We start from the raw sequence: 11,708 nt of genomic DNA, 5'->3' as shown, positions 1-11,708 counted from the left end.
AACGAGGTTCTGATGAACCCCGTTAGCATTTTTATTCATTATTTTCAATTAATTTCCTTTTACAATTCCTCTTTATCTTCCTGTTAATAATAATAGGTGAAGCAACATAGTTGCTGCTTTTACTAATATTTTTATCATCATAATTATATAATTCTTCTATAATAGGATCATAACAAATAATTTTAAAATAAATTTTTTTTATAAATTTAATCATGTCAACCTCCTAAGAAATTTCTTTAATTAGATAACTTTCAAAGAAATGATATAAAGAATCACTAATTGCACAAGCATATTTAATGCTACTCATAAACTGACTATACTTATAATTATTCTTTTCGTCATCAAAAGTTTCTTCAGAATCAATACATAAAAAACCAACAACATGAAAATAATCATCATCTCTACACAATCTTTTCAAATCTTGATGCATATTAGATACTTTAATTCGTATTGGTACAACTATTGCAGAATTATACTTATATCCCTCATGAGAATTTCTAAATTTTTCGCCAGAGTCTCTATCAAATTCAGCTATAGTTTTTTCTAAATTTTCTGAACAAAAACAATCTCTTTGTTTAAACTTACCAACATTTCTTAAAATAATTTCAAAATCCGTATTTTCTATTATTTTATCTGTTTTTCTATCATGTTGATAACGTTCATCTGCAGTAGAAGAACTTCTTACAAAAGTTTGTATTTCCCATTCCTCTAATTTTTTGTTCAATAAAGTATCTGTTTTCAGCAGTTTGATGCAAACTGAAGTTTTCGCATTTAGCAATCGATTAAATATAGTTTCTACTTGGTTGCATAAATTTTTAGCTTTATCTCGAAACATCTCAATTTCCACATCTTTATTTTTATCCAAAAAACTATTGCAGTCCCTTAAATCATGAAAGAATCTATGAAGCTTTTCTCCTATCTCTTTATTAATTGCTAAATTAATTTTCTGAATATTTGCTTTTGCTCTTTTCACTGCAAACACTCTATACACTAAATATATTGATATAGTAAAAATTAGTACAGCTACAAGAATAGAGAATACCAATATACAAGTCTCATTACCAGTAACGCAAGAAACAATTAATCCAACTAAAGAACAAAAATTAAAAAATAGCATTATCCAAGCATTATTAGCAATAGTTTCTATGTTAAATTTTGAAGTATCGTTATGTTTTTTGTCAACCTTTGTCATATAATTCCTTCTCTTGCCCATTATAATTTTATTATAGTTCTTATACAACTATTTGTCAACTTCAAACATTTTTTGTATTATATTTTCATCTTCCCCCTGCACTGCCGAAAATCTCAGCCTTATATTCCGGTGCCTGAACAAGTAACAAATACCTTTCATTACCGCACCTGTACAGGCAAGTGCCTCTTTCTGCGAACTTGATTAAGTCGTATTCGTTTGGCTCAACCATTAAAGCATCTTCAAAGTCCTTTGGATTGATATTGCCCGGATAGAACAGGAAGTGATGAGTTGGAATTGAGAAAAGCGGTTTTGTAAATTCCTTGATACTCGGAATCAGAAAATCATCAATGTTCTGACTTGCAAGAATTACAGACGAATCCTTTTTACGCACACGCTTCATTGCGTTTCTGATATATTCAATGGCAGTTGGGTTTGAAAGAAAAAGATACATTTCATCTATTGATGCAACTGTATTTCCCTCTCCAAGGAGCTTGTTGCTCATATATGAGAGAATATTAAAAAGCATAGCGTCTTTTAGTCTTTTGTTTGTATCGAGTAACCCTTTAACTCCGAAACACAAAAAGCTGTCATCTGTGATGTTTGTATGACCGTTAAAGTATTTGCTTTCGGAACCTACACACATACTGTGAATACCCAAACAAACCTCCTGCAAAACTTCTTCTGTGTAGAGGTATTTTCTCTTGCGGTCGTAGGTCATATATTCTTCTTCACATAAGTCGTAAAAGTCACTCATTACGGGAAAGTCTGACGGTTTCTTTGTGCTGTAATCCGTTGAGTCTGTAATGCCGAATCGTGCATATAGCTTCATAAGCAAAATTTCAATGGTATCAAGCTGAACATCTGTAAAGTCCTTGTAGGCGCTGAAAAAATCCTTTAAAAACGCAATGTGTTGTGACAATCGGGTAACTTTGTTAAACGCATCAGGCGCATCTTTGTCAATATCACCTTGACCTGTATTCCAAGCCTTAGGTTCAAGAGGGTTTATCTTGTATCTGCCGGACATAAAGTCAATGTAACAACCGCCAAGTGAGTCGGTCAGGTTCTCATACTCTGATTCAGGGTCAAGACAAACGATTTTCTTTCCACTTTCACGAATGTTTGTGAGAATGAGTTTCAACAAATAACTTTTTCCTTGCCCTGAGTTGCCGAGAATAAGGATATTTGAATTTGTCTTGTCCTCTGTTCGTCTGTCAAAGTCAACAAGAATATTCGTGCCGTATTTATCTCGTCCGATATATAAGCCGTTGGGGTCTGTCTTAACTGAGAAGTTAAACGGGAACAGATTTGCGACAGAACTTGCCGGCAACACTCTTTCATAAAGACTGCCGAATTGATTTGAACCTATGGGTAGAGCAGACAAGAAACCTTCCTTTTGACGAAGTGTAAGTCTGTCAACCACAATATTTGACCGGGTAAGCTCCATTGCAATATCGGTTTGAAGTTCCTTTAGTTTCTGTTTGCTCTTGGCTTTCAATTCTATAAATACCGAACAATGCAAAAGAGGTTCTTTGTTCTTGTGCATATTTGCAATGAGGGTAACAACATCCTGCAGATTGCCCTGTGCCTCAATGGTTTCGTTTACATCATTACCGCTTGATTTCAGTTTGTTTTTGCGTGTGGCGTTCTGTATGATTTTTCTCTGCTCCATACTTTCCACAAGTCTGTGATAAATGCGAAGCGTTACACAATTTCTGTCGGCAAGCTGAGAAAGTATTGCCTGTTCTTCCGTTGAGGTTGGATATTCACGCACCGCCCACACACTGCGATATGAGTCCCCAACAATGTAGTGATCGGTAAAGAACTTTATTGTTGACGGCAGAATCATATCAAAGAAATCTTTAGTGTAAATCTCCTCTGCCTGCTGTGGTGTAAGCACCTTTGGTTTTCTTTTAAACAGTCCCATTTTTACCTCCTTAGTTTCGTACCGCCAATACAAGTATGCGGTCATCCTGATTGTTGCCGTAACAGGTTGACAGCGTTAATATCTGCTGACCGTATTTTGGTGCGATACCTGTTTCATAAATAGATTTTTCTTTTGCGTATTCAACCAAAGAGTTGTACCTCTTTTCTGTAAGCGCTGATGTAAACCTGTACCATTCATCATCAGACTTAACTTTCAGAACAGCAAAGACGGTATATGCAGATACACCGCCTTTTGTTTCAAGCGCAACTGCTTTGTGTTCATCTCTGTATGAAGAGCTTGTATAGTTGCAAAGCTCGGCAAACATTGTGCCGTTGTTCATATGGTGTCCGTAGATTATGAGGTTTGTGCTGTCGGTTGAACATCTGCTATCCAAAAAAGGCACACCGCTAAGGCTGTATTCACCGTAAAAGTTTTTATTCAGATACTTTTGCGGATTATCGGGTGTGTGCATAACAGGATAGTTTATGTTTGTGCCTGTTATGCTTATCCAACCGAAGCATTCGGAATTCATCGCAATTAATTCTGATATTGAATGAGGTTCGTAATAGGTTGTGTAATACACAGGCTGTTCAGCTTGGACTTCATTATCTGAATCACTGACTTTTAATAAATTCGGCTTTCTAACTATTTCTTCAAGAGTTGCATCTGTTGTTTCCTCAGTAACGATTTCTGCAAGCTGTCTGAATTCTTCTTTTTCTTTGTTTTCGGTGTAAAGTTGTGAGAACACCGAAACAAGACAGGTAATTAAAATTGAAGAAAATATACCTATAACAATTCCCATTTGGATTTTCCCTTTATGCTTCTTCATTTTCAGCCTCCGAAATATATTGCTCGCCGTCATAGTCAGGCATAAGGTCACCGTTCATACTTGCATCAAAGTAGATTGCAAGAAATCGCTTGATGTCACCTTTGCTCATTCGTGTTACCTCAAAGCCTTGGTCTGCAATGATTTTTTCAACCCTGTTTGCTTTCTGCAACACATTTTCCGACTTTGCGGATTTGCACCTTGCAATGAACAAAAACTGTCTTGCTGTTGAAGTTTCCGTCTGAATACTGTCAAGAAATTTTAAATCCTTGTTCAGAATTTTTCTGACTTTTTCATTACTTTCTTCTTCAATTCTGTCTTTGATATAGCTTTTGTTTGTGTCAAAACACTCACAGGAATCGGTACAGGTTATCTCAATATCAGGCACAGCAGAAAGAATCATCATAAGGTGACGAATCTTGATTTCAATGTTGATGTGCGACAACACAGAAATATTTGTAGGCTGTACCATAAAGAAAACAAGCTCGTCTTTACCAACCTTTAAGCCGTTTTTGGTAAAGGTCTTTATACCGATTAAGTACTGCGTTGATTTGCCCTTCCTTTTTTTCTTAATTCTTGATTTACGCATTTTGTGTTTTTCCTCCATATCATAGTAATTTCGCAGGCACACAAAACTTGTTAACAACAAGCCAAGTGTGCGAATTGGGTGCAGCGTCACGCTGCCCATATAAACTCTTGTTGTGTTGAAATAAAATACTTCACAGCATAGCGGATAAAATCAAGCACAGTTGTATCTTCAAGTCGGATTGTAAGGAAACCGAAGCATAGAGTTACAACAAGTGGTAGAAAAAACTGTGTCTGTGCAAACATAAGCACAGACAACAAAAGCGCTATACAGATAATTGCAAAATCTCTCAAACTCCACAGCCATAAGTTGGCTGTGGCTTTTAAGTTTTTCGGATATAAATATGTGGTCATTTAATTCTCCTCATTTCGTAGCTCTCGCTACACTTTTTGTTAGGTTTACTGCTGTTGTAGTTGCGTGAACAATGCTTGTCATATTCACCTTTACAGATGAATCAAGACCAAACTGCTGTGCTATTCTCGGTACTTCGTTTGCCGACAGCATAATGCCTAACCCCAACAACATATTGTCGGGAAATGTGAGCAAACCGAGGAACAACAGAGTTGTCTGCAAAAAGGCTGTAAGACAAAGGGCAGCAATCTGTTTCATCCACTGATTAAAACCGTCCTGATAACCTCTCGGAACGCTGAACATATACAGAGAGCCTACTGCCATTTGAATCAAAAGTATTCCGCCTCTCTTTATATTTGCGAAAAAGATCTAAATAACGCAATAAGCAAAGGCTATCATACATAACAGATTCAGTAACCCAAATGTTGTCTGTGTTGATACTGCAAAACAGCCTTCTAAAACACTTGTACTTTGTCCCGACAAATTGAGGCTTTGCTGTCCTGCCATTATAGATGACAGATCCTTTGAAAATGTGTTTTGCAGGCTGATACAGAATTTGTACAGTTCCACAGGCACAACACCAAAAAGAGAACAGGCAAAGAAGCCTTTTAGAACATTGATTGCAGTTGTCTTAATGTTGGCCCTGCCGTTTTGGTATTCTATTGCTACATCAAATACGGCAACTACCGTGCCTGCAACAAACAAACCCCAGCCGAACAGGGTAAATAAATTGATTGTTGCCTGAACCCATTCAAGGTCGAAAATATCTGCACCCATATTGCCCATCATTGTGAAGAAGTCAGCCACGGCATTGTAAATGGTTTCATAAAACCACTGAAGCATTGTGTTCCATATTGCGTTTGAGATTTGTTCACCGAGAAAGTCAAATGTACTGCCGATAGCATCGCCTATTCCTCCGATAAAATCTCCTAACCAATCAAACATTTAATTCCCTCTTTTCTATCCCAGTACTGTCCAGATATACAGAGGAGCGGTCAACGAAAATACAAGACAACCGAAAAGGATTGCAGGTGCAGTAAATTCAAACTGACCGTGTTTGCGATAGTCCATATACGCTGTTGCAAGTTTGACAAAGAACAGAATTGCAAGAATCATATCAACAGCAGGAAAAACTACATTATTAACTACATTTTTGATTTGTGTTTGAGCCGCCGTCCAAGTGCTTTCGATTGCACTTGAAACATCACCTGCGGCGAATACCGTTACTGCCGATATTGCAAACAAAACAGCAACAACGGCAACAGTCAGAAAAATCTTTAAAAGTTTCACTCTATTACTTTTTACTTTCATTTAGATAACCTCCGTTTTCTTCAAATCCTTTTCCGATATATATTTCACCTTGATATTGAGCTTCTCGGCAAAGATAATTTCCTTTTTCATACCCTCGGTTATTTCATCACCGAACACCCATACTTCATCACATACCCACAACAGAGAGAGATCTGCCTGCATACCGAGTTTTCTTTCGTCAGGGATTGCATCATCTAAAATGAGGGCGTAAAAATGCGGTATGACAGGAGCCATACCGCACTTAAATATATATCGGGCATATCGTTTTGCGTTTTCAATGTTTCCGGAAATGTTGCCACTCAGTGGTGAACATATATATGCCCTTCGCATTATTCATCATCCCCGTCTTTCTTTTTGATTTTGATAATTACAACAGATACAAGTCCGCCCAAGGCTACTGCACCAAGTCCAATCCAAAAACCGATATTTGAGTTATCGCCCGTCTGTGGCTTTTCAGGTTCAGGCTGTGGATGAATTTTAACGGTCTGATTCTCGTCCTCAATATCTGTGTGTGTGGCAATTTCTACATCTTCACTGTACAGAGATTCAAAGACGACAATATCGGTTTCTTTTGTAACAGCAGAGCCGTCAAAGGTGAAAGACACAGTTACTTCACCGTTTGATGTTTCCGGAGTGAATGTTACTTCAGAGGTAATTTCTTCATCGTCAACTACAAACGGCTTTCCTGTTTTCTTATCCATTAAAACACCTTTTAAAGTGTATTCCTTGTTAGGTACAAGATGTCTGAAACTTACAACATCATCAATGGTAACTGTTTCTCCTGCTGTGACTTCCTTTTCTCCGTCAATAGTTGCTGTGGTTTTCAGTTTGGGGATTTTATCGTTTTCCACTGTGATTTCAATTACTTCATCATTCTTTGATACAGTAACGGGATAGGTTTCAGCGTTTGGCAGATAACCCTCGGCAGGCTTTAATTCACACACAATGTACTGACCGTAAGGAATATTAAAAAATTCAAACACACCGTTCTCATCTGATTTTGCCGTGAGGATTGCATTTTCTTCAGTATATTTCTTTTCATCTGTGCCGAATAAGCCGAATACCGCACCACAGATTCTGTCTTTAGTTTCACGGTCAATCTTCAAACCTTTGATTGTACCGTAGATAAGATCATTTATGATTGGTTCTCCGTTGTTTACTGTAATATTTACAGTTGCAATATTCTGCCCTGCGTATTCAAACACAACGGGATATTTCTCATCAGAGAGAATATAATGGATGTCAGTTTTTATTTCCTTAACATAGTAACTTCCAAACGGAAGGTCTGTTGTGAATGTTGCCTTACCGTTTTCATCACAAGTGATGATTTCAACAAGTCCGTCTTTTGGAATAACCGTACCGTTTGATGCTTTAATATCCTCATCGGCATAAAGTCCGAAAGAAATTCTTTTGATTTCATCACCATTACCGATACCAAAAGTTTCATCCTTTTCAAGCACTTTTAAAAGGTCGATTTCCGCCTTCTGTCTTTCGTTTACAAATGAAGTTGATGTGTTTGTCACCTTTTCGTTCTGTCCTGCATAGGTGAGTTCAATATGATTTACTGTCTTGTTCAGAACAGTTCCGTTAGGAGCAACGGTTTCTATAACACGATATTTACCGAGGTAAAGTTCGTTACTTGTTGCTGTACCTTTTTCGTTTGTTTTCAGCGTTGCAACAAGTGTGTCCTTTTTCACTCTTACTGTACCATCAGGAGTTGTAATGTCCTCATCAGCATAGATTTCAAAGACAGCACCTGACAAACCGCTGACAGAATATTCAGGCTGATAGATGGTCGGAAGTGCAATATCATTTCCGTTTTCATCTGTATATCCGCCGCCTATTGCAGTTACATTTGAGAAAATCTCGCCTGTTTTTTCTACGGTAATTGTACCTTTCTGCGGTGTGTTTTTCTTCTCTGTTTTTACGATTGTAATGCCGTTTTCTTCACTTGTGTTTTCTGCTGTAATATCAAAATATACAGGAGTGCTGTCAAGGATATATCCGTATGGAGCCTGAACCTCTACTATGGAATATCCTTTTCCATATGGTAGAGTTTCGGGTGTGATAAGACAGCCTTCTTCATCTGTATAGAAAGCATCAATCTTTGTAACAGTTGGGTAAGTATATTTCATAGTTACAAGCTCACCCTTTGGATTGTAAATCTGAAAGCCTGCGCCTGCATATGGAATCTGCTTACCTGTTTCAGAATCCACCTTTACTATCTTTACATAACTTTCAAGACCTGCGTTGTTAATTAAATATTTATAGGTCTTGTCGTTTTCGTTTATGAACACATCAAAGTCCTTTAAGAACTCTGTACCGTCCCAACCTTTGGTCTGATGAACAGTGTATGTGCCGTATGGTAAATCTTTAGTTTCTGCAAAGCCGTATTCATCAAATAGAAGTGTATCTCTTTCCGTTTCTTTTGCTTTACTGTAACTGCCCGACGACTTGAGATACACCTGAAACTCTGCACCCTTTTCGGGAGTTTCTATTTTTGTACTTCCGTCATCGGTATGCTTGATTATAGAGATTTTTCCCTTTGTAATATCTTCGGTAACACCTATTGAAATTGAGTTGTTTTCAACTGTGTAATTCTTTGATTCTGTGCCGATATGGTATTCGGTTTCATCAAGCAGATAACCCTCGCTTGGCTCAATTTCTTTCAAAGTCCACTTATCACCGCATACATAGTATGAGGTTGTGAAACTTCCGTTTTGGTCTGTGGTATATTTATCTACAAGTTTTCCGTTATTGTAGATGCCGTAAACTGCACCTGCAAGTGTAGCGTTTCCCTGTGCTATTTTTGTTTCGGAATCGGTTTTGGTGACAGTCAAATTCCACTTCTTAAGGACATTTGCAAATGAAACTGTGACAGTTTTGCCTGACTCCACCTTAACAGTTTTACTGTTCTGTTTTGCATATTTTTCCTCTGTGTTTTCGGTTACTGTGTAAGTACCGGGTGCAAGGTCTGTCAACTTAAATTCACCCTTTGAATTTGTTTTTACGGTCTTGCTGTAGTTTTCGCCCTTAACTGTAAACTCAATATTTGCAACATTTCCGTCCTCGGAGGTTTTAACAAGTTTCAGATTACCTGAGCTTGTCTTTACTTTGAAATATGCTCTTATCGGGTCTGCATCATTTTCAACACCCGTGATTACATCCTGCAAACTCGCATCACCATACGGAACAAGCACAGTTTTGCCCACATCCGGCATCAACTTTTCAGAGTTAAAAATTACTGCATCATTTACTGCTGAAGTTGAGGTTAATGTCAATTTATTTCCCGATTTTGTGGCTGTAATTCCGTTTGTTGTTTTGAAAGTAAACTCATCAAGAATTTTGTTGCTATCAGTAAGTGTAACAGAATATTTTCCATCACTATACTTCATTTCATAGGTTTCTGCCTTTGATGCGATTGCTGATGCAAAGCTTGGAACAGTTGAATAGTTTGCAAGGCTTTTTGAAATTGCATTGTAAACCGACTTAACACCTGGGTTTGCACCGCCTGCACAAATGCCGTCTATATATTTTGTGTTGGTGCATTTGTAACCGTCATTTGTACTTCTGCAACCTGACACAAACTCCCAGACAATGAGCTGTGTTGCAATCCATTTCTGATCTTCTGTACCGCTTAAATTCTTTCCCGAACCGGGTTTACCATACAGCAGAGCAAGGTTAATTGCTTTCTGCTTTGCAGTACCTAAATTTTTCCACACAGTCGAACCGTTTTCCGTCAATGAATTGCCTGAAAACAAGCTGTGACCGGGTTCAATGCAGTAGGCTTCTTTTCCGTCTGCAAAAATCTTGCACAGTTCTTCGCCGGGAGTTCCGACCGTGTAACCATCGCTGACAGTTGTCTGCTGAAATTTGATTGTATTGCCCGTGCTGTCATAACAATAATCAAAAGTGATTGTAACCTTATCACCGCTTGCCGCACTTACGGGGAGAGTAAACATTGTGCTAAATGCGATGAGAACAACAAGTAGTATTGCCATTATTCTTGTAAATTTCTTGTTTTTGATTAAATTCGTCATATTAAAAATCCTTTCATAAAAAATATGGGGCAAGATTTTACCCTTGCCCCGATTGATGTTTTATTCTGTTTTTAATCCAATCATAGATTCATCATCTGCCTTTCATCGTAATCTTCATCTATATCATCGGACTGCTTACCGCCGTCCGTTATATTGACATACTCGCCGATAATGCTCAGCGCCTCGCAGTAACTGCCTGATTTTGTAACACGACCGCACATTTCTTTTGCCTCATCTGCCATACCGTTTTGCTTTAAGGTATGACTTGCAATTCCCATCAGATTGAAAATATTGCCGTCCTGACCTATCAATTCACAGTCGGGTTTCTGCTTTACCTCAAAACCGCCCAGCTTGTTATCCACATAATCGGAAAGCCAAGTTCCGGCAAAGGCTGTATATGACTGCAATCGCCACATTGACAGCTTGCCAACATCAAGGTGAACATTATCAAAGGGATATAGAATACAGGTAACTCCCTCATTTTGAAACACAGACACATTATCGAATTTTGTATCATCAAGGAGTATTCCGTTTTCTGTGAGAATATCATTTATACCGTCAACCCATTCCTTTACTTCACCTCCGCAACCTTGGAGGATTAGTCCTTCCTTGTTATTCATCTTTCTTAAATCATTTGTTGTAATGTTTTTAATTGTCATTTACATTTTCCTTTCACATAAAAATAGCACCCACAATTAGGTGAGTGCAGAAAAATTTGGCTGTCGGGCCACCCGACTAACAATAGACCACATATATTTTGTTGCTTTCTGCTACTACATTAAATGACAGGTCACTTGGAACTATGCCGTCATTTTTGTAGTAGTGTGCCACATACTCTATATCGGCATAACAGTCTGCAATCAAACTTTGTGTATCATCATAGTATGATGCATTTGTAGGTGAGAACCAACTTGCGTTGCCTGTGTTAAGAGAACTGTCATATTTCATACCAAGCTGTTTGCCGTAGCTTATGGCTGAATTTACAGCAGAAGTTACATCAACACTTTTCTTCTCTGTGGGTGGTTGTGTTATCTTTTCGGTCGGTTTCTCTGTTGCTTTTTGAGTAGGTTTTTCTTTGGTTGCTTTGGTTTTCTGCTCCGTATCTTTTGGTATTGAACCTTGCTTTGCTTGAGTTGGTTCAGTTGCCGAAACAACCGACGGATTTTGCCCACTGTCGGCTTTTTCTTCGGATTTGGTATCCGTTTTCAAAGATTTTGTTTCTTGCGATACTGTGGGGTTTACCGTGGTTTCTGCTGTTACAGTAGTTTCAATCTTACTTGTTGTATTGCTTACAAAAGTTGTTTCAGATACAGAAACATCCGCAGTTTTTGAAACTACGGATGTCCTAATATCATTATTTGCTTTTTCTTCTGCTGTACAAGCCGTGAATGTTCCTGCCGCTAAAATAAATGTAAACATAATTGCGATTTTCTTTTTCATGCTATCGCCGTCCTTTCAAGCAACAAGTATATCCAAAG

Annotated in this window: 11 protein-coding genes and 1 pseudogene; all 12 read right to left on the bottom strand. The window is 37.9% G+C overall.

Features of this window, described 5'->3' with window-relative positions:
* Positions 1-31: 31 nt before the first annotated feature.
* Positions 32-214, bottom strand: coding sequence for a hypothetical protein (locus AAAY30_RS02230; RefSeq protein WP_303248616.1), 183 nt, complete (start codon positions 212-214; stop codon positions 32-34).
* 9 nt (positions 215-223) lie between these two features.
* A complete protein-coding gene (locus AAAY30_RS02225) occupies positions 224-1,192 on the bottom strand; it encodes a hypothetical protein (protein WP_303248617.1) in 969 nt (322 codons plus the stop codon).
* 85 nt (positions 1,193-1,277) lie between these two features.
* Positions 1,278-3,116 (bottom strand): VirB4 family type IV secretion system protein, encoded by a 1,839-nt coding sequence (locus tag AAAY30_RS02220; RefSeq protein WP_499215850.1) that lies wholly within the window; start codon positions 3,114-3,116, stop codon positions 1,278-1,280.
* 10 nt (positions 3,117-3,126) lie between these two features.
* On the bottom strand, positions 3,127-3,945 hold the full coding sequence (locus AAAY30_RS02215; protein WP_178586101.1) for a class B sortase: 819 nt from the start codon (positions 3,943-3,945) through the stop codon (positions 3,127-3,129).
* A complete protein-coding gene (locus AAAY30_RS02210) occupies positions 3,932-4,531 on the bottom strand; it encodes a hypothetical protein (RefSeq protein WP_106765355.1) in 600 nt (199 codons plus the stop codon). The genes AAAY30_RS02215 and AAAY30_RS02210 overlap by 14 nt, the downstream gene beginning before the upstream one ends.
* A gap of 86 nt (positions 4,532-4,617) precedes the next feature.
* A complete protein-coding gene (locus AAAY30_RS02205) occupies positions 4,618-4,881 on the bottom strand; it encodes a hypothetical protein (protein ID WP_106765356.1) in 264 nt (87 codons plus the stop codon).
* 10 nt (positions 4,882-4,891) lie between these two features.
* Positions 4,892-5,824, bottom strand: a pseudogene (locus AAAY30_RS02200) (conjugal transfer protein TrbL family protein).
* A 15-nt stretch (positions 5,825-5,839) separates the two neighbouring features.
* Positions 5,840-6,190 carry a DUF3852 domain-containing protein gene (locus AAAY30_RS02195; protein WP_302199169.1) on the bottom strand — a complete coding sequence of 117 codons (351 nt, stop codon included), beginning with the start codon at positions 6,188-6,190 and terminating at the stop codon, positions 5,840-5,842.
* Entirely contained in the window at positions 6,191-6,520 is a 330-nt protein-coding gene (locus AAAY30_RS02190; protein WP_302199170.1) for a DUF7768 domain-containing protein, read from the bottom strand.
* The gene (locus AAAY30_RS02185) at positions 6,520-10,230 is read right to left on the bottom strand and encodes a SpaA isopeptide-forming pilin-related protein (protein WP_337781439.1); all 3,711 of its coding nucleotides are present in this window, start codon (positions 10,228-10,230) and stop codon (positions 6,520-6,522) included. The genes AAAY30_RS02190 and AAAY30_RS02185 overlap by 1 nt, the downstream gene beginning before the upstream one ends.
* Before the next feature lie 80 nt (positions 10,231-10,310).
* Positions 10,311-10,889 (bottom strand): hypothetical protein, encoded by a 579-nt coding sequence (locus AAAY30_RS02180; RefSeq protein ID WP_302199087.1) that lies wholly within the window; start codon positions 10,887-10,889, stop codon positions 10,311-10,313.
* A 76-nt stretch (positions 10,890-10,965) separates the two neighbouring features.
* Positions 10,966-11,670 (bottom strand): hypothetical protein, encoded by a 705-nt coding sequence (locus tag AAAY30_RS02175; RefSeq protein ID WP_337781438.1) that lies wholly within the window; start codon positions 11,668-11,670, stop codon positions 10,966-10,968.
* Positions 11,671-11,708: the final 38 nt, after the last annotated feature.

Origin of the sequence: Ruminococcoides bili, assembly GCF_040093295.1 — a bacterium.
GTDB lineage: Bacteria > Bacillota > Clostridia > Oscillospirales > Acutalibacteraceae > Ruminococcoides > Ruminococcoides intestinale_A.
Note: the sequence above shows the minus strand (reverse complement) of the source record. Positions and strands in the feature narration are given on the sequence as shown.